The 19,074-nt window shown below is 69.2% G+C and carries 18 protein-coding genes and 1 pseudogene; 6 read left to right on the plus strand and 13 right to left on the minus strand.

From position 1 onward, the window contains the following. Positions 1–8: 8 nt before the first annotated feature. The 11 genes from TSO352_RS13915 to fdhD all read right to left on the minus strand — a co-directional run bounded on the left by TSO352_RS13915 (position 9) and on the right by fdhD (position 9,441). Positions 9–698, minus strand: coding sequence for a class II aldolase/adducin family protein (locus TSO352_RS13915; RefSeq protein ID WP_109107906.1), 690 nt, complete (start codon positions 696–698; stop codon positions 9–11). 83 nt (positions 699–781) lie between these two features. Continuing rightward, positions 782–1,819, minus strand: coding sequence for a formate dehydrogenase subunit gamma (locus TSO352_RS13920; RefSeq protein ID WP_109107907.1), 1,038 nt, complete (start codon positions 1,817–1,819; stop codon positions 782–784). A gap of 25 nt (positions 1,820–1,844) precedes the next feature. Further along, positions 1,845–2,027: a hypothetical protein gene (locus TSO352_RS13925; protein ID WP_109107908.1), complete on the minus strand. Its 183-nt coding sequence runs from the start codon at positions 2,025–2,027 to the stop codon at positions 1,845–1,847. Between the two features lie 2 nt (positions 2,028–2,029). Beyond that, the gene (gene fdh3B, locus TSO352_RS13930; RefSeq protein WP_247872090.1) at positions 2,030–2,740 is read right to left on the minus strand and encodes a formate dehydrogenase FDH3 subunit beta; all 711 of its coding nucleotides are present in this window, start codon (positions 2,738–2,740) and stop codon (positions 2,030–2,032) included. Between the two features lie 18 nt (positions 2,741–2,758). Beyond that, a complete protein-coding gene (locus TSO352_RS13935) occupies positions 2,759–5,659 on the minus strand; it encodes a formate dehydrogenase subunit alpha (protein ID WP_109107909.1) in 2,901 nt (966 codons plus the stop codon). Positions 5,660–5,672: 13 nt separating this feature from the next. Next, positions 5,673–5,924 (minus strand): formate dehydrogenase, encoded by a 252-nt coding sequence (locus tag TSO352_RS13940; RefSeq protein WP_109107910.1) that lies wholly within the window; start codon positions 5,922–5,924, stop codon positions 5,673–5,675. 17 nt (positions 5,925–5,941) lie between these two features. Then, on the minus strand, positions 5,942–6,565 hold the full coding sequence (locus TSO352_RS13945) for a molecular chaperone TorD family protein (RefSeq protein WP_109107911.1): 624 nt from the start codon (positions 6,563–6,565) through the stop codon (positions 5,942–5,944). Between the two features lie 294 nt (positions 6,566–6,859). After that, positions 6,860–7,435 carry a DUF3306 domain-containing protein gene (locus TSO352_RS13950; RefSeq protein WP_109107912.1) on the minus strand — a complete coding sequence of 192 codons (576 nt, stop codon included), beginning with the start codon at positions 7,433–7,435 and terminating at the stop codon, positions 6,860–6,862. Beyond that, positions 7,432–7,950, minus strand: coding sequence for a DUF3305 domain-containing protein (locus TSO352_RS13955; RefSeq protein ID WP_109107913.1), 519 nt, complete (start codon positions 7,948–7,950; stop codon positions 7,432–7,434). Before TSO352_RS13955 ends, TSO352_RS13950 begins: the two co-directional genes overlap by 4 nt. Continuing rightward, positions 7,947–8,570: a molybdenum cofactor guanylyltransferase MobA gene (mobA, locus tag TSO352_RS13960; protein ID WP_109107914.1), complete on the minus strand. Its 624-nt coding sequence runs from the start codon at positions 8,568–8,570 to the stop codon at positions 7,947–7,949. The genes TSO352_RS13955 and mobA overlap by 4 nt, the downstream gene beginning before the upstream one ends. Next, entirely contained in the window at positions 8,560–9,441 is an 882-nt protein-coding gene (fdhD, locus tag TSO352_RS13965) for a formate dehydrogenase accessory sulfurtransferase FdhD (RefSeq protein WP_109107915.1), read from the minus strand. Before fdhD ends, mobA begins: the two co-directional genes overlap by 11 nt. Before the next feature lie 62 nt (positions 9,442–9,503). Here fdhD and TSO352_RS13970 point away from each other — a divergent pair, with 62 nt between their 5' ends. From TSO352_RS13970 to TSO352_RS13990, 5 genes are all read left to right on the plus strand, one after another. Beyond that, a complete protein-coding gene (locus TSO352_RS13970; RefSeq protein WP_109107916.1) occupies positions 9,504–10,205 on the plus strand; it encodes an ABC transporter permease in 702 nt (233 codons plus the stop codon). Positions 10,206–10,325: 120 nt separating this feature from the next. Beyond that, entirely contained in the window at positions 10,326–11,177 is an 852-nt protein-coding gene (locus TSO352_RS13975; RefSeq protein WP_109107917.1) for a substrate-binding domain-containing protein, read from the plus strand. A gap of 171 nt (positions 11,178–11,348) precedes the next feature. Beyond that, positions 11,349–13,403, plus strand: coding sequence for a 4Fe-4S dicluster domain-containing protein (locus tag TSO352_RS13980; protein WP_109107918.1), 2,055 nt, complete (start codon positions 11,349–11,351; stop codon positions 13,401–13,403). Positions 13,404–13,608: 205 nt separating this feature from the next. Then, the gene (gene moaA / locus TSO352_RS13985; protein WP_109108324.1) at positions 13,609–14,601 is read left to right on the plus strand and encodes a GTP 3',8-cyclase MoaA; all 993 of its coding nucleotides are present in this window, start codon (positions 13,609–13,611) and stop codon (positions 14,599–14,601) included. A gap of 203 nt (positions 14,602–14,804) precedes the next feature. Continuing rightward, positions 14,805–15,917, plus strand: a complete 1,113-nt coding sequence (locus TSO352_RS13990; protein WP_109107919.1) for a CoA transferase — start codon at positions 14,805–14,807, stop codon at positions 15,915–15,917. A gap of 15 nt (positions 15,918–15,932) precedes the next feature. On the opposite strand, the gene TSO352_RS13995 is transcribed toward TSO352_RS13990, so the two are convergent. Together TSO352_RS13995 and TSO352_RS14000 are read right to left on the minus strand one after the other, a co-directional pair. Then, positions 15,933–17,093, minus strand: a complete 1,161-nt coding sequence (locus TSO352_RS13995) for a GNAT family N-acetyltransferase (protein ID WP_109107920.1) — start codon at positions 17,091–17,093, stop codon at positions 15,933–15,935. 101 nt (positions 17,094–17,194) lie between these two features. Continuing rightward, positions 17,195–17,662: a RidA family protein gene (locus TSO352_RS14000; RefSeq protein ID WP_085088381.1), complete on the minus strand. Its 468-nt coding sequence runs from the start codon at positions 17,660–17,662 to the stop codon at positions 17,195–17,197. 352 nt (positions 17,663–18,014) lie between these two features. Between TSO352_RS14000 and TSO352_RS14005 the strand changes: the two are divergent. Then, positions 18,015–19,074: pseudogene (locus TSO352_RS14005) on the plus strand (flagellin); the annotation flags it as partial.

Raw genomic sequence — 19,074 nt, forward strand, 5'->3', positions numbered from 1 at the left:
CCGACGGATCAGGCCAGCGGGCGGGCGGTGTCTTCCGGCGCGTCGCCGTCGTCGACCGGCTGACCGTATTTCAGCCGCCGCATCTTCTCCGCCACCCGCGCGATCTCCTCCGGCGGCAGGATCACCGGCTCGCCGAGCTGCTGGGCGTAGAGATACTGGCGGGCCAGCGTTTCAACCTCGACCGCCAGCGCCAGCGCCGCCGCGACGCTCGTCCCCAGCACGATCATGCCGTGGTTGGCCAACAGGCAGGCGGTCCGCCCCTCCAGCGCCGCCAGCGCGTGGTCGGACAGTTCCTGCGTGCCGAAGGTGGCGTAGGGCGCGCAGCGGATCGAATCGCCGCCGGCCAGCGCCACCATGTAATGGAAGGACGGAATGCCGCGGCCATGCACGGCCAGTGCGGTGGCGAAGGTTGGGTGCGCGTGCAGCACCACCGCCGTGTCCGGCCGCGCCCGCAGGATGTCGCGATGGATGCGCCACTCCGACGACGGCCGCCGCTCACCCCGATAGGTGCCATCGAACCCCATCTCGACGATGTCGTCCGGCGTCATCGCGTCGTAGGGCAGGCTGGTCGGCGTGACCAGAAAGCCGCCCTCGACCCGGTGCGACAGGTTGCCCGACATGCCCTGGTTGACGCCGAGCCGGTTCATGGCGAGGCAACCGTCGATCACGGCCTGACGTTCGGCGAGGTAAGCGGTCATGGCGGGCTTCCGGGTGGGTGGGACGCGTCAGGGGGCCATGGGGGCCATCGGCCGTCAAGCCCCTTGCCGCCTCCCCGCCCGCCCTACTCCGCCGGCGTGCCGTGGTGGCCGTGGCGGACCTTTTCGCCGGTGACGTCCTCGACCCACAGGGAATGGTGCTCGCGCGCCCACTGCAGTTCGACCTGCCCGTCGCCCATGGCGGCGAAGGCGCCTTCCATGCCGATCGAGCCGATGTAGATGTGCGCCAGGATGATGGCGATCATCACCACCGCAATGGCGGCGTGGGCCAGTTGGAACAGCTGCATCTGCTCCATCGTGGCGAAGCTGAACGGGAAGATCAGCTGGACGCCGGTGAAGCCCAGCGCGGCGCCGCCGACCACCGTCGACCAGAAGATGATCTTCTGGCCACCGTTGAACTTGTGCGCCGGCGGGTGGACGCCCTTGGAGAACAGGCCGCCCGCCTTCAGGAACCACACCAGATCGTGGCGCGACGGGATGTTGTGCCCGACCCACAGCACGAAGGTCAGCGCCACCCCCAGGATGAAGGCGAAGCCGAGGTAATTGTGCGCCAGCTTGCCGTATTGGGTCAGCGTGGCAAAGGGCTGGGGCCCGAGCAGCGGCAGCAGCGTGTGGCGGCCGTACAGCACGTTCAGCCCGGAGATCGCCAGCACGACGAAGCTGCCGGCGGTCATCCAGTGGACACCGCGCTCGAACGCGTTGAAGCGCTGGATGGTGCGGCCGGTCTTCTCGCCGTCGATGCGGATGCGGCCGCGCAGCAGGAAGAACAGCGCCAGCAGCGCCAGGATGCCGCCAAGCATCCAGGAGCCGTACTGGCTGAGCGGACCGTTGCGCACCGCGCGCCACGCCTCGCCCTCCGACTGGATCAGCACGCCGGCCTGCTTGTTGGGAATCGAGACGGTGCCCTGCTCGCCCAGCCGGATGCCGTGCCAGGAGTCGGCCCGGCTCTGCCCCGGGATCTGGTTCGCCACCGGCGGCGCGTCGCGGTCGATGTGCTGGTCCACCGGACCGCCGACGCGGACGCTGGACTGGGCGGCGGCCGGCAACGCGGCTCCGCCGGCCAAACCGACCGCCAGCAGCAGAACCGCCACAGCCGCCTTCATGCGATGACCTTCCATCGGACGCTCCCTATCGCACAGCCTGGTAGGCGGTGCGCTGCTGCAGCGCCCGCAGCTCTTCCGGGGTGCGCGGCGTGTCGGCCGCGCCCTGGTAGACGCCCTTGTCCAGATGGATCGGACGCGGCGCCGCATCCTCCTGGCACCCGGCCAGCAGGACCGCGGCGCCCAACGCCAGCAGCAGCGCGCGTGTCACCCTCACAGCCCCTGCTTCTGGGTCGGCATGCCGCCGCCGGCACCGGGGATGGCCCCGGGGTTGGGACCCGGGCCGCCGGTGCCCTGGAACATCCCGCCGCCGGCGCTGCGGTCGCGCTCCTGGCCCGACCGGGTCTGGTAGGCGGTGCCCCAGCCCCAGGCGCCGGAACCGAAGCCGCGGGCGACGACGCGCTCGCGGTAGATGGCCGACACCATGTCGGCGTCGCCGGCCAGCAGCGCCTTGGTCGAGCACATCTCGGCGCAAAGCGGCAGCTTGCCTTCGGCCAGACGGTTGCGGCCGTACTTCTTGAACTCGGCGTCCGAGTTGTCGATTTCCGGACCGCCGGAGCAGAAGGTGCACTTGTCCATCTTGCCGCGGCTGCCGAAGTTGCCCGCCTGCGGGTACTGCGGCGCGCCGAACGGGCAGGCGTAGAAGCAATAGCCGCAGCCGATGCACAGATCCTTGTTGTGCAGGACCACGCCTTCGTCGGTCTGGTAGAAGCAGTCGACCGGGCAGACCGCCTTGCAGGGCGCGTCGGAGCAATGCATGCAGGCGACCGAGATCGTCCGCTCGCCGGGCTTGCCGTCGTTGATGGTGACGACACGGCGGCGGTTGATGCCCCAGGGCACCTCATTCTCGTTCTTGCAGGCGGTGACGCAGGCGTTGCACTCGATGCAGCGTTCGGCGTCGCACAGGAATTTCATCCGGGCCATGGTTCAAACTCCCGCGCGTCAAGCCGACTGGATGCGGCAAAGGGTGGTCTTGGTTTCCTGCATCTGGGTCACCGAGTCGTAGCCGTAGGTCGTTGCGGTGTTCGCCGCCTCGCCCAGCACGATCGGGTCGGCGCCGGCCGGGTATTTGGACCGCAGGTCCTGCCCCTGGTACACGCCGCCGAAGTGGAACGGCATGAAGGCGACGCCGCGGCCGACGCGTTCGGTGACCATCGCCTTGACCTTGACGCGGCCCTTCTCCGCCCCTTCCACCCACACCATCTGGCCGTCCTTGATGCCGGCGTTGTTGGCGTCGAAGGGGTTGATCTCGACGAACATGTCCTGCTGCAGCTCGGCCAGCCAGGGGTTGGAGCGCGTCTCGTCACCGCCGCCCTCATACTCGACCAGACGGCCGGAGGTGAGGATGATCGGGTATTCCTTCGAGACGTCGCGGTCCTGGATCGACTTGTAGAGCGTCGGCAGGCGCCAGGACTTGGTGTCCTTGTAGGTCGGGTAGCTGGCGACCAGGTCGCGGCGCGGCGTGTAGAGCGGCTCGCGGTGGATCGGAACCGGGTCCGGGAAGTTCCAGGCGACGCAGCGCGCCTTGGCGTTGCCCGGCGGGTTCAGGCCGTGCTTGATCGCCACGCGCTGGATGCCGCCCGACAGGTCGGTGGTCCAGGATACGGTGCCGATCTTGTCGCCGCCGATCTTCTGGATGACCGCCAGTTCCTCCGCCGTCAGATCCGTGTCGAAGCCCAGCTTCTGGAGCATCGCCATGGTGACTTCCGGATAGCCGTCCTTGATCGCCGACCCTTCGGGGTAGGAGCCCTCGGCCAGCAGGGTCACGCCGTTGCGCTCCACCCCGAAGCGGGCGCGGAAGGCGCCGCCGCCCTCGGCCACCGGCAGGGAGGGATCATAGAGGTTGGCGCTGCCGGGATGCTTGATCTCCGGCGTGCCCCAGCACGGCCAGGGCAGGCCGAAATAGTCGCCGTCGCACGGGCCGCCGTTGGCGCGCAGCGTGGTGCGGTCGAAGGTCGCCTGATGCTGCATGTGCAGCTTGATGCGTTCCGGCGACTGGCCGGTGTAGCCGACCGACCACATGCCGCGGTTCCACTCGCGGGTGATGTCCTCGATCAGCGGTTCGTTGCCGTTGACCTTGATCGCCTTGCAGAGATCCTCCGCGAAGCCGAACTTCTTGGCGAAGAGATACATGATCTCGTGGTCGGTCTTCGACTCGAAGAGCGGCTCGACGATCTTCTCGCGCCACTGGACCGAGCGGTTCGACGCGGTGGCCGAGCCCGAGGTCTCGAACTGGGTCGCCGCCGGCAGCAGGTAGAAGTCGTTCTTGCGATCGGACAGCACCGCCGTCATCGTCGGGTAGGGATCGACGACGACCAGCAGTTCCAGCGCCTCCATCGCCTTCTTCATGTCGGGCAGACGGACCTGGCTGTTCGGCGCGTGCCCCCAGAAGACCATGCCCTTCAGCGGGTTGGGCTGGTCCATGTTCTCCTTGGCTTCCAGCACGCCGTCGAACCAGCGCGACACCGGGATGCCGGTGCTCTCCATCAGCGCCTTGGAGCCGAAGCGCTTCAGCAGGCTGTCGTAGGAGACGTCCCAGACGCGGGCCCAATGCTTCCAGGCGCCCTCGGCCAGCCCGTAATAGCCGGGCAGGCTGTCGGAGGTGACGCCGAAGTCGGTGGCGCCCTGCACGTTGTCGTGGCCGCGGAAGATGTTGGTGCCGCCGCCCGACACGCCGATGTTGCCCAGCGCCAGCTGCAGCACGCAATAGGCGCGGGTGTTGTTGTTGCCGATGTGGTGCTGGGTGCCGCCCATGCACCAGACCAGCGTGCCCGGACGGTTCGACGCCAGCGTGCGCGCGACGCGCTTCAACTGCGAGCCCGGAACGCCGGTGACGCGCTCGACCTCGGCCGGGGTCCATTTGGCGACCTCGGCGCGGATGTCGTCCATGCCGTAGACGCGCTTGGCGATGTAGTCCTTGTCCTCCCAGCCGTTCTCGAAGACGTGCCAGAGGATGCCCCAGACCAGCGCGACGTCGGTGCCGGGACGGAAGCGGATGTACTCGTCGGCCTTGGCGGCGGTGCGGGTGAAGCGCGGGTCGGCGACGATCAGCGGCGCGTTGTTCTGCTCCTTCGCCTTCAGGACGTGGAGCATGGCGACGGGGTGCGCCTCGGCCGCGTTGGAGCCGATGAAGAACATCGCCCGCGACTTCTGGATGTCGTTGTAGCTGTTCGTCATGGCGCCGTAGCCCCAGACGTTCGCCACGCCGGCCACCGTCGTCGAATGGCAGATGCGCGCCTGATGGTCGACGTTGTTGGTGCCCCACAGGGCCGCGAACTTGCGGAACAGGTAGGCCTGTTCGTTGCTGTGCTTGGCCGAGCCGAGCCAGAACACCGAATCCGGGCCGGACTTTTCGCGGATCGCCAGCAGCTTGTCGCCGATTTCGGTGATCGCCTGGTCCCAGCCGACGCGGGTCCACTTGCCGTCGACCATCTTCATCGGGTAGCGCAGGCGGCGCTCGCCATGGGCGTGCTCGCGCACCGAGGCGCCCTTGGCGCAGTGCGAGCCCAGGTTGATCGGGCTGTCGAAGCCCGGCTCCTGGCCGATCCACACGCCGTTCTGCACCTCGGCGATCACCGTGCAGCCGACCGAGCAGTGGGTGCAGACCGACTTGACCTGCTTGACCGGTGCGCCGGCGGGCGCGGCCGGGGTGGCGGCGTCGGCCTTCTTCACCATGCCGAACGGCAGCGCCGAGGCCAGCGCGGCGCCGCCGGCGGCGATGCCGGAGCTGCGCAGGAAGGCGCGGCGGTCGACGGTGACGCCGGTGGCGGAGGCCAGCGTCTGGGCCAGGGTGCGGGACAGGTGGCGGCCGCCGGAGGTCGCCGGGCTTTTCTTGATGAGCATCGGGGCGTTCCTCTTAGAAGCGGCTCACGTCGTAGACCTTCCGCACATGGTCGGTCTCGCGGTATCCGGTGGTCTTGGGTTCGGCCGGCGCGGCTTGGGCCGTCCCGCCGGTGGCCGTGGCGCCGACCGCCGCGGCGCCCAGCGCGCCGACACCGAGTCCGGCGACGCGGAACAGGTCGCGCCGGTCCAGAGTGGTGTTCGTGCCGCCCGTGTTCTTATCGCCCTGGATGGCGTCCTTCGTGGCTTTGACCGCGTCCCGCGTCATGGCTCCGCTCCTTCGTGTCACGCCGCAAGGTCGAAGGCCTGCGCCTCGACCGCCAGAAAACTCCGTCCGACCGCACCGACCGCCCGGTAGAAGCGGGCCGACGGCGAGGTCTCCAAATCCGCGAAGAACCGCCCGGCCCAGGAGCCGACATGGCGGTCGTAGAAGGCGCGCTGCCCGGCGAGGCCGATGGACTCGTCACCGTCGCCGAAGGCGCCGCCGATCAGGCCGGCCATCATCTCGCACAGCGCGGCGATGTGGTCCTCGGGCTCCGACACGCCGTCGGCGCGCGCGATGCCCAGCCGCGCCATGTCGGCGCGCAGTTCGGCCAGCGGCTTTTCGTTCAGGAACCCGGTCAGGTAGAAGGAGCCGTAGGGCGTGCGCTCGCTGCCGCCGACGCCGATGAACAGCGTGGTGAACTCGTCCTCCACCGCCGCCGGATCGCAGTCCCGCGCCGCCGCGGCCAACTGGTCCAGCGCCGCCCCGAAGGCGCCACCCTCCCCCACCAGGTCGCCGAGCGTCGCCAACAGCGCCGCGTCGGGGGCGCGCGCCAGCAGGCGCGCCAGCAGGCCGTAGACCTGCGCGCGCAGCAACTCCTCCTCCGCGATGGCGGAGGGGATGGTGTGATCGACGGCCTTGGACACGCGCCGCAACTCCTCCCGGACATACGGACGGGACCATCGGCGTTCGCAGCCCCGCCACGCGCCGTATTTTGGAACCCCGCCCCGCACCCCTTTTGGTGCACCTGCGAAAAGCCTTTGCCCTACAGTGGCTTAGCGTTGCACAGGCAGATAATAAAAGGACTGAACCTATCCTTTTGTCAACTAAGGACACGGCCGGAAGAGGTGCAAATGAAACTTTATCGCCGCGCTATGCTCGCGCTAACAGAACGCCCCCGGCTTTTGAATGCGTTCAAAGCAGCGCGCCGATCCGTCGCGTTATGAGGCCGATTTTGCGGGAGGGGCTTCGCCCTCATCCGGCGCTGTCGGCGAATCATCGATCCGCCCGACGCCGTCGGCACGAACGTCGTGTGCGCAAGAGGCGGGAACGGCGGGAGCAGGGTCGGCACCCTCCACCACCTCGTCCAGTGCGTCGAGGAAGCCCTTGCCGGCGCGGTAGAGCGTCTTGACCGGAGCGCTGCCGGTGAACAGGCCGGTGTAGTCGTCGGCGTAGTCCTTCAGCCCGTCGTCGTTGGCGTAGATCGGGTCGGAGGTCCACAGCTTGCGCAGGGCCTGCCGGTGCACATCCTCCGGCACCCCGGCACGCAGGAAGGGGGTGAAGTCGGACTCGCCGGTCAACTCCTCGATCGGCGGCAGGTCCTTCAACGGGTCGGCGCTATCGGACGCCTCCGAGTCGGACGCCGGCGCGGAATCGGCTGCGGACTCGCCGGCGACGACCGCGGGCAGCGGCGCGACCTCATCGACCGGCGGCGGACCGTCGAGCGGGGTCGGCTCGGGCTTGGTCGCGGTGCGCTTCAGGCGCGACCAGCGGGACAGGAACGCCTCGTCGCTCACCGCCGCCGCTCCTCCTTGTCGAAATGGCGTTTGCGTTCGCGCTTGTAGAAGGGGACGTCGACGTGGTGCTGGTCGACGAAGTCGCGGACCAGCGCGATCACCTCCGGCGGCATCGCCACCGTCTCCACCACGTCGTCGCCGATCTGGTAGCCCTCGCCCTCGTGGGCGGAGGCGGTGACGACGAAGGGCGCCGGCGTCTCGCCATCCGGGCCGGGGCGCATCACCACCCACAGGCGCGGCGGGTCCTGCGACAGGTTGAGGCGATACCCCTCGGTGTCGGTGCGGAACAGTTCCAGCGTCAGGGTGGCGGCGTGGCTGTGGCTCCAGCCGTCGCCCTCCAGCAGGATGCGGCCGGGCGGCTCGACCGGGCCGGCGCCGGGGATCACCGACACCGGGCGCCAGTTCCAGTCGGCCCAAGGGGTGACGCCACGCCGGCGCTCCACCACGATGCCCAGCGCCATCGTCTCGACGCGGGCCAGGGGTTCGGCCTGGGGTTCAGGGCGGGGCCCGGTCATGGCACGCCTCCCGAGCGCAGCAGCCGTTCCGCCTCGGCCAGATCCTCCGGCCGGTTGGTGTTGAAGAAGGGATCGACCGGATCGACGTCGAAGTCGGCGACCGCCAGACGGTAGCGGGCGGTCCAGGCGTCCACCTTGCGGATGCCCTCCTCCACCATGGCGCGGCGCAGGTCGCCGGCCAGCCGCACCGGCCACAGGCCGAAGACCGGATGCTCCTGCCCGCCCGACCGGGCGCAGGCGAGATCGGCGCCCTCGCGCTCCAGCGCCGCGGCCATGCGGGCGACGAGGTCGCGCGGGATGAAGGGCGCGTCGGTGGCGAAGCTGGCGATCCAGGCGATGCCCGGCGCCGTGCCGCGCACCCATTCGATCCCGGTCAGCACGCCGGCAAGCGGGCCGGCATAGCCCTCCACCACGTCGGGCGCCACCGGCAGCCCGAATTCGGCGAAACGCTCCGGGTCGCCGTTGGCGTTCAGCACCAGCGGGCCGACCTGCGGCCGGACGGTGGCGACGATCCGTTCCAGGATGGTGCGGCTGCCCAGCGTCCGCAGGCACTTGTCGCCGCCGCCCATCCGGCGCGACAGCCCGCCGGCCAGCAGCACGCCGGCCATGTCAGTCGTCATCACGGCTTCCTTTGCGTCCATGGCGGCGGTCCTCGTCCGACGCGCCGGAAGGCTCGGCGTCGAACACCAGACGGTCGGTTCCGGCCAGCGCGATGAAGCGCCGGCCCTTGGCCCGGCCGACCAGCGTCAGGTTGGCCTGCCGCGCCAGCTGCACGCCCCAAGCGGTGAAGCCGGAGCGCGAGATCAGGATCGGTATGCCCATCTGCACGGTCTTGATCACCATTTCGGATGTCAAACGACCCGTGGTGTAAAAGATTTTGTCCGCAGCCGGAATGTTGTTCAGATGCATGTAGCCGGCGACCTTGTCGACGGCGTTGTGGCGGCCGACGTCCTCCATGTAGACCAGCGGCCGATCTTCGCAGCACAGCACGCTGCCATGGATCGCCCCGGCCTCCAGATACAGGCTCGGCTGCAGGTTGATCTGTTTCGACAGCGTATAGATCCAGGACGTGCGCAGCCGCACGTCGGCCGGCAGCCGGACCGACTCGAAGGTTTCCATCACGTCGCCAAAGGCGGTGCCCTGGGCGCAGCCGGAGGTCAGCGTCTTCTTCTTCAGCTTGGCTTCATAGTCGGTCGCACGTTCGGTGCGGACGACGACGGTGTCGGTCTCCTCGTCGACGTCGATGCCGGTGATGCGGTCGTCGCGGCGCAGCATGTTCTGGTTCAGCAGATAGCCGACCGCCAGACAGTCCGGGTAGTCGCCGATCGTCATCATGGTGACGATCTCCTGCCCGTTCAGGTACAGGGTCAGGGGTCGCTCGACCGTCACGGCGGTCTCGACGGGACGGCCGTCCTGGTCCAGACCGCGCACGCGCTCGGTCAGCTTGGGGTTCGCCGGATCCGGCGCTATGGTGAAGGTCTCGAGGCTCATGGTCGCGAGTGTGGGCGAGTGCCAGCCGTCCGACAAGCCCCGCCCCTGTCGAATTGGACTCCATGCACGATTTTTCCCAGGCTCTGACGGTGGCCGTCACCATGATCCTCTCGCTGGACGAGGGGTTGATGCGCATCATCGGCCTGTCGCTGCGGGTCAGCCTGACCGCGGTGGCCGCCGCGACGCTGATCGGGCTACCGCTCGGCGCCGCCGTCGCCGACCTGCGCTTCCCCGGCCGGCAGGCGGTGTCGGTGGCCCTGAACACCATGATGGGGCTGCCGCCGGTGGTGGTCGGGCTGGTGGTCTACCTGATGCTGTCGCGCTCCGGCCCCTTCGGCGTGCTGGGGCTGCTGTTCACGCCGACGGCGATGATCATCGCCCAGACGGTGATGATCGTGCCGATCGTCGCCTCGCTGGCCCGCCAGACGGTCGAGGATCTGCTGGTCGAGTATGACGACCTGCTGCGCGTCACCGGCGCCGGCCCGCTGCGCCGGCTGGCCACCCTGCTGTCGGAAGCGCGCTGGAGCCTGGTCACCACCGTGCTGGCCGGCTTCGGCCGCGCCTCGGCCGAGGTCGGCGCGGTGATGATCGTCGGCGGCAACATCGAACACGCGACCCGGGTCATGACCACCGCCATCGCGCTGGAGACCAGCAAGGGGGACCTGCCGACGGCGCTCGGGCTGGGCATCGTGCTGATGACGCTGTCGCTGGCCATCAACCTCGCCGCGTCGCTGATGAAGGAAACGGCGCGTCTCCAACAGTGACGCCACAACCCTGGGGCTTGCGACCCTTTGCCGGCCAGCCGGGGCTTGGCAAGCGGGTGCGGCTCCGTCCATAGTGCGATATGCTGTTCAGGCAACAACGCTTGCGGGGGGAGTGACGTCATGCTGCGCCGTTCGTTCGTGATGGGGTGCGCCGCCGCCGCGGCCCTTCTCGGTCTGGTCCAGGGGGCGGCGCCGTCCGGCGCGCTGGCCGCCGACCGCTTCATCACGGTGGCATCGACCACCTCGACCGAGGATTCCGGGTTGTTCGGCTCGATCCTGCCGAAATTCACCGCCAAGACCGGCATCGAGGTGCGGGTCGTCGCCAAGGGCACCGGGCAGGCGGTCGACCTCGCCAAGCGCGGCGACGCCGACGTGCTGTTCGTCCATCACAAGCCGTCGGAAGAGAAATTCGTCGCCGAGGGCTTTTCGACCGAACGCAAGCCGGTGATGTACAACGACTTCGTCATCGTCGGCCCGGCCGCCGACCCGGCCGGCGTCAAGGGCACCAAGGATGTCGCCGCCGCGCTGTCGAAGATCGCCGGGGCCAAGGCGCCGTTCGTGTCGCGCGGCGACGACAGCGGCACCCACAAGGCCGAACTGTCGCTGTGGAAGACCGCAAGCCTCGACCCGGCGAAAAACGACGGCGGCTGGTACAAGGCGATCGGCCAGGGCATGGGCCCGACCCTGAACACCGCCGCGGCGATGAACGGCTACACCCTGACCGACCGCGGCACCTGGCTGAACTTCAAGAACCGCGGCCCGCTGACCATCCTGGTCGAGGGCGACAAGCGCCTGTTCAATCAATACGGCGTGATGCTGGTCAACCCGGCCAAATTCCCCCACGTCAAGGCGGCCGACGGCCAAGCCTTCGTCGACTGGCTGGTGTCGAACGACGGCCAGAAGGCGATCGCCGACTACACCATCAACGGCGAACAGCTGTTCTTCCCGAACGCCCACGAGCCGGGGGCGTGAGGGGTAGGCCCTCTCGCCGTCCTCAAGGGTGAGAAGACTGCGAGAGAGCCTGCATCAGTGTTCCACCCAATCAGTCCCAATAAGATTCCCGTTCCCAACACGCCGCATTCCCCCATATGAGTGTCGGCAGGCCAGGGGCGTCAGCCCCAAGCGACGGGAGTCTTTGGGACCATGAAAATCGGCGATCGGACGGTGCTCGTCTGCGACTGCGCGAACAGCATGACGCTGGACGGCGCGGCGCTGGGCAAGGCTTGCGGCGCTGGAAGCGCCGTCACCGTCCACACCCAGCTGTGCCGGGCGCAGCTCGACCGCTTCGAGGCGGCGGTGGCGACCGGGCAGCCGCTGCTGGTCGCCTGCACCCAGGAGGCGCCGCTGTTCGGCGAGATCGCGGCGGAGGTGGCGCCCGACACCCCGCTGACCTTCACCAACATCCGCGAGCGCGCCGGCTGGTCGGACGAGGGCGCGCAGGCGCTGCCGAAGATCGCCGCGCTGCTGGCCGAGGCGGCGCTGCCGATCCCCCCCACCGGGGCGCTGACGCTGACCTCCCAGGGCACCTGCCTGGTCTACGGCAACGACGACCGCGCCATCGAGGCCGGGCGGGAGCTGGCCAAGCGTCTTGACGTCACCGTGCTGCTGACCAGCCCGAAGGACATCGCTCCGCCGCAGGTGATGGACGTGGCGCTGTTCCGCGGCCGCATCCGCAGCGCCCGCGGCTGGGTCGGCGCCTTCGAGATCGTGGTGGACGACTACGCGCCCGCCCTGCCCTCGTCGCGCGGGACGCTGGGGTTCGAGCCGGTACGGCAGGGGGCGTCGGCCCGCTGCGACCTGATCCTCGACCTGACCGGCGGCACGCCGCTGTTCCCCGACCACAAGCGCCGCGACGGCTACCTGCGCCCCGACCCCAACAGCCCGGTCCAGGTGGCCAGGGCGCTGCTGGAGCTGGCCGATCTGGTCGGCGAGTTCGAAAAGCCGCGCTTCGTCGACTTCAAGGCCGAACTCTGCGCCCATTCGCGCAGCCGCAAGACCGGCTGCACCCGCTGCCTGGACGTCTGCCCGACCGGCGCCGTCGCACCGAACGGCGACCATGTGGCGATCGACCCGCATGTCTGCGCCGGCTGCGGCTCCTGCGCCGCGGTCTGCCCGACCGGGGCGGCGACCTACGCCCTGCCGCCGGCCGCCACGGTGTATGAACGGCTGCGCACGCTGCTGGACACCCACCGGAAGGCCGGCGGGACAGCCCCGGCGCTGCTGATCCACGACCCCCGCCACGGCGACGCGCTGATCGGCATGATGGCCCGCCATGGCCGCGGCCTGCCCGCCCGGGTGCTGCCCTTCGCGCTGAACGAGGTGACGCAGGTCGGTTTGGACCTGTTCGCGCTGGCGCTGGCCTATGGCTGCACCCATGTCCGCGTGCTGACCGGGCCGGAGAACGAGGGGGAGACCGCCGGGCTGGCCTCGCAGATCGGACTGGCCGAGGCGGCGTTCAGCGGGCTCGGCTACGGCTCCGGCCGGGTGGCGGTGATCGACGCCGCCGATCCCGACGCGGTGGCGGACGAGCTGTGGGCGCTGCCGCCCGACACCGTCCAGCCCGGCATGTTCCTGCCGATGGGACCGAAGCGCACGGTGACCATGCTGGCGCTGCGCCACCTGCACGCGGTGGCCCCCCGGTTGGAGCAGGCGCCGGTGGAGGTGCTGCCGCTGCCGCCGGGCGCACCGTTCGGCCGGGTGGCGGTCGACGTGGCGGGCTGCACCCTGTGCCTGTCCTGCGTCGGCGCCTGCCCGACCGGGGCGCTGCTCGACAACGCCGACAAGCCGATGCTGTCCTTCGCGCAGGACGCCTGCGTCCAGTGCGGGCTGTGCCAGGCGACCTGCCCGGAAAAGGTCATCAGCCTGGTGCCGGAGATCGACTTCCGCGACCACGCCCGCGGCGCCGTGGTGGTGAAGGAGGAGGAGCCCTTCTGCTGCGTGTCCTGTGGCAAGCCGTTCGCCAGCAAATCCTCGATCGAGAAGATCGTGGCGACGCTGGCCGGCAAACACTGGATGTTCGCCACGCCGGAGGCCGCCAACCGCATCCGCATGTGCGAGGATTGCCGCGTCCAGGACCAATTCAACCGCGGCGACGCCCCCTTCTCGCTGGGTCGCCCGCCGGTGCCCCGCACCACCGACGACGACCTGCGCGAGCGCGAGGAGGCGATGCAGGAGGCGGTGCGACAAAAGCTGACATGACATCGTACACACTTGATCGCCATCAAAGTCGGCATACCGTGATGTGGAATACGCTCCCCCGATCGTTGCATGTCGTCCGTGCAGCGAACATATACTGGGGCGGCCCGCCGTCGGCCGTCCGTGGAGTCCATCGATGACCAGCACCCTGCCGCCTTCGACGCAGTTGCAGTCCCCGCCGTCGCTCTCCCAGCCCCGCCTCGCTCCGCTGATCGACCCGTTCGGCCGCAAGGTGGAGTATCTGCGCGTGTCGGTGACCGACCGCTGCGACCTGCGCTGCGTCTACTGCATGGCGGAGGACATGAGCTTCCTGCCCAAGGCGGAGGTGTTGACGCTGGAGGAGCTGGACCGGCTGTGCAGCGCCTTCGTGAAGCTCGGCACGCGCCGCCTGCGGCTGACCGGCGGCGAGCCGCTGGTGCGGCGCGACGTGATGCGGCTGATCCATGCGCTGGGCCGTCACATCAAGGCGGGCGACCTGGACGAGCTGACGCTGACCACCAACGGCACCATGCTGTTCAAGCACGCCGCCGGGTTGTACGAGGCCGGGGTGCGGCGGATCAACGTGTCGCTGGACACGCTCGACCCGCACAAGTTCCAGGCGATCACCCGCTGGGGCAAGCTGGACAAGATCCTGGGCGGCATCCAGGCGGCCAAGGACGCCGGGCTGAAGATCAAGATCAACACCGTTGCGCTGAAAGGCGTCAACGACGACGAGATCCACCGCATGGTGGCGTGGTGCGGCGAGCAGGGCTTCGACCTCACCTTCATCGAGGTGATGCCGATGGGCGACATCGGCGAGGGCGCCCGCCTGGACCAGTATTGGCCGCTGACCATGCTGAAGGCCGAGTTGCAGAAGCGCTGGACCCTGGAGGAGAGCGACCACCGCACCGGCGGCCCGGCCCGCTACGTGCGGGTCGGCGAAACCGGCCAGCGCATCGGCTTCATCACGCCGCTGACCCACAATTTCTGCGAAAGCTGCAACCGGGTGCGGCTGACCTGCACCGGCACCCTCTACATGTGCCTGGGCCAGGAGGACGCCGCCGACCTGCGCACGCCCCTGCGGGTCAGCGACGACGACGCCCCGCTGATCGACGCGGTGCGCGAGGCGATCACCCGCAAGCCCAAGGGCCACGACTTCATGATCGACCGCCGCCACCAGGGTCCGGCGGTCGGCCGGCACATGAGCGTCACCGGGGGGTGAGGCTTTCCGCCTGAGGCGCCGGCTCTTTGCCCTTCCTGTTTGATGCCCCCTCCCCATCCCTCCCCCGCCTTCGGCGGGAGAGGGGGTAGGAGCTTTGCAGGAATGCAACGGAGTTCCCTCTCCCTCGAAGAGGGGGAGGGTCAGGGTGGGGGCAACACCTTGCACCCACCGTCCCCGACCAACAACAAACCCCGAGCACCGCCATGCCCCTGCCCTTCCTGTCCGGCCTGCGCATCGTCGATCTCGGCCAGTATCTCCCCGGCCCGCACGCGGCGCAGCTGCTGGGCGACCTCGGCGCCGAGGTGGTCAAGGTGGAGGCGCCCGACGGCGACCCGCTGCGCCGGCTGGGCCCGACGGACAGCGACGGCACCACCGCCGCCTACAAGCTGCTGAACGCCGGCAAGACGGTCATCCGCATCGACCTGAAGTCGGCCGACGGCCGCGCCGCGCTGGAGTCGCTGCTGGCGAAGGCCGACACGCTGATCGAAAGCTACCGGCCGGGCGTGATGGACAAGCTGGGGCTGGGGCGCGAGCGGCTGCGGGCGCTGAATCCGCGGCTGGTCCACGCCAGCCTGTCGGGCTGGGGCTATGGCGGTCCCTACGCGACGCGGGCCGGGCACGACCTGAACTACATGGCGGTCGGCGGCGGTCTGGACGCCTCCGGGCTGCCCGACCGGCCGGTCATCAGCTATCTGCCGGTCGCCGACTTCGCGTCGGCCCAGCAGACGGCGCTGGCGGTGGTCGGCGCGCTGTTCGGGCGCGAGCGCAGCGGCACCGGCTGCTTCCTCGACCTGTCGATCATGGAATCGGTGCTGGGCTGGCAGGGGCTGAACCTGACCGCCGCGGCGCGCGGCCAGATGCCGAAGCGGGGCGAGGCGCTGCTGTCGGGCGGGTCGGCCTGCTACCGCATCTACCGCACCGCCGACGGCCGCTTCGTCACCCTGTCGGCGCTGGAGGCCAAGTTCTGGCGCGGCTTCTGCGAGGCGGTGGGACGGCCGGACTGGATCGCCCGCCAAGCCGATCCCCTGCCGCAGACCGCCCTGACGGCCGATCTGGACGCCCTGTTCGCCAGCCGGACGCTGGCCGACTGGAAGGCGCTGCTCGACCCGGTCGATTGCTGTTTCGAGGCGCTGCCGGAATTGACCGAGGTGGCAAGCCACCCGCACATCGCCGCACGCGGCCAGGTCCGCGCGACCGGGGGGCCGGAGCCGCTGGTGGAAACGCTGATGGGCCTGCGCGTCGACGGCGGCCCGCCGCCGGAGCGGGCACCCTTGCGCGAAAGCGACGCCGCCGCCGTGCTGGCCGGCTGGGGCTGAGCCCCACCCGACACTTCAGCCGTCCTGACGATAGGGCGACAGTTCGCCCAGCGCCTCGATCTCGGCGGCGATGGCGGGGCGTTCCTGGGCGAGATAGCGGTCGACGGCGCGGCGGAAGCCGGGGTCGGGGATCCAGTGGGCGCTGTAGGTGGTCACCGGCAGGTAGCCGCGCTGGATCTTGTGCTCGCCCTGGGCGCCGGCCTCGACCCGCGCCAGACCGCGTTCGATGGCGCAGTCCAGCGCCCGGTAATAGCACGCCTCGAAATGCAGGAAGCGGTAGCGCCCGTCCGAGCCCCAGTTGCGGCCGTACAGCGTGTCGCTGCCCAGCAGGTTCAGGGCGCCGGCCACCCATTCCCCGCCATCCTCGCACATCACCAGCACCACCCGGTCGGCCATGGTCCGGCCCAGTAGGTCGAAGAAGCGCCGGTTCAGGTAGCCGCCGCCCCATTTGCGGTCGGTGGTGTCCAGATAGAAGCGGTGGAAGGCATCCCAATGCTCCGGCTTCAGGTCGCCGCCGGTCAGGGTGTGCAGCCGGACCGAACTGTCGGCGACCTCGCGCCGCTCCTTGCGGATCGCCTTGCGCTTGCGGGAGTTCAGCGTCTCCAGGAACGCGTCGAAGCTGCCGTAACCGCGGTTGTGCCAATGATACTGGACGCCGGTGCGCTGCAGCCAGCCGGCCTCGCCCAGCCGGTCCCAGTCGGCCTTGTGCGGGAAGGTCACATGGGCGGAGGACACGCCGTAGCGCCCGGCGACCTGCTCCAGCGCCGCGACCAGCGCGTCCGCCACGGCGTCGGCCCGCTCCCCCGGCGCCGCCAGCAGCCGCGGTCCCGGCACCGGGGTGAAGGGCACCGCGACCTGGAGCTTGGGGTAATAGCGGCCGCCGGCCCGCTCGTAGGCGTTGGCCCAGGCGTGGTCGAAGACGTACTCGCCATAGGAATGGCTCTTCAGATAGGCCGGCACGGCGCCGACCATGCGGCCGGCGCCGTCATAGGCGGCCAGATGGCTGGGCTGCCAGCCGGACTTGCCCGTCGCCGATCCCGACTCCTCCAGCGCCAGCAGGAAGGCGTGGGACAGGAACGGGTTGTCGGGACCGGCGCAGGCGTCCCAGTCCCCCGCGTCCGCCTCGCCGATCCCGGTCAGAACCTTGACGGTGATCGCGTCGTTGCCATCCGGCATGCATGCCCTCCCTATGCCTTCGGCACCCGCTTATGCCTTCGGCATGGAGGTAAGTCTCATGCCGCAGCGCGGCAAGTCACCACCGTCCAGGACAGCCGATCTCAGGCGACTTCCAGGATCGCGTCGACCTCGACCGCGACGTTGCCGGGCAGCGACGGGGCGCCGACCGCGGCGCGGGCGTGCTGGCCGGCCTCGCCGAAGACGTCGCGCATCAGCTCCGACGCGCCGTTGATCACCAGCGGGTGGTCGTGGAAATCGGCGCCGGAGTTGACGAAGCCGCCCAACCGCAGGACGCGGGTGACGCGGTCGAGGTCGCCGCCCAGCGCGGCCTTGGCCTGGGCCAGGATGTTGAGGGCGCAGAGCCGCGCCGCTTCCTTGCCTTGCTCCACCGTGAAGTCCTGGCCGACCTTGCCGACGAACTTGCGCTCGCCGTTCCACACGGTGACCTGCCCGGAGATGTAGAGCGTGTTGCCCGAGCGCGTGTAGGGCACATAGGCCGCCACCGGGGCCGCCGCCTGCGGCAGCTCGATCCCCAGTTCCGCCAGGCGCGCGTCGATCCGACCGGTCATGCTGCTTGTCCTTATCCCTGCTGTGACGCTTGCGGTCACGGGTTGCGTGTCGACACCCGACCATAGCCGCACCGGTCCGCCGCTGGGAAGATTCGTTCCGTCGGGGCAATCGGCAGTTCCGTCCATCAGCGGCAAAAGATTCCGGGACTCTTTTTCGGACCGCCCCGCCCAACGGCCCGCCGGCACCCTGCGCTTTTTGCCGGCCCATTTTTATCTCGCAGTGAAATCAACGTCTTATGGCATGCCATCGCAGTTGGCACGGCGCTTGAAAGAGAGGCTGTCAGGAAAACGCACGTTGCCTCGCCGGTCAAATGACCAAGTGCGGGGACAGCCTCAGAAGGAGACTAGGACCATGGCCGGTAATGTGACCTTGACCGCCTCGATGCGCACGAACCTCCTGCAGCTGCAGAGCACGCAGGCCGGTATCGACAAGAAGCAGAACATCCTGTCGACGGGCAACAAGATCAACTCGGCCCTCGATGGTCCGACCGCCTTCTTCGCGGCCAAGGGCCTGAACCAGCGCGCCGGCGACCTGACGTCGCTGAAGGACGCGATGGGCCAGTCGATCAGCACGATCCAGTCGGCCGACAAGGGCCTGACCTCGATCGACTCGCTGGTCGACCAGGCCAAGGGCCTGACCACCGCCGCCTACGCCGCGCTCGGCAACGACAGCGCGTCCATCGCCACCCGCAAGTCGCTGGCCTCGCAGTTCAACACGCTGAAGGACCAGATCGACAAGCTCGCCGCCGACAGCGGGTATCAGGGCAAGAACCTGATCAACGGCAACGGCATGAGCATGGACAGCACCAGCGCCTCGCGCGCCGCGGTGAACACCATCACCGGCATCGACAACGCCCGCGTCACCAACGTCATCTCGGCCGACACCTACTCGATCCGCATCAAGGGTGACGGCTCGATCGAAGCCAAGACCGCCGACATCTCCAAGGCCGAAAACGCGCACGGCTTCACCGGCCTGAAGCTGTCGGGCACCATGTCGACGACGCTCGGCAGCTTCTCCGACGTCCAGCTGGAGGTCCGCGGCGCCAACGGCCGCACCCGCGACTTCATCGTCACGGACGGCAACGAAAGCCGCACCATCTCCTACTTCGACAACACGCAGACGATCGAAGCGAAGATGCAGACCGCCGCCAAGTCGGGCGTGTCGCAGGTCTCCACGGTGAACGTCAGCGGCACGATCGAAGCGGGCGACATCTTCACCATCACGGTGGAAGGCCAGTCCTTCAGCTACACCGCCACCTCGACGGACGTCGCGGTCGGCCAGAACGCCAGCGTCAACATCGCGACCAAGCTCCAGCAGTCGATCAGCGCGGCCATCACCGGCAGCGGCCGTCTGGCCGGCAAGGACGTCGCAGCGGCGGCGGTCGGCGGCAACGGCACGATCACCCTGACCG

The sequence above is a fragment of the Azospirillum sp. TSO35-2 genome (genome assembly GCF_003116095.1).
Taxonomy (GTDB): domain Bacteria; phylum Pseudomonadota; class Alphaproteobacteria; order Azospirillales; family Azospirillaceae; genus Azospirillum.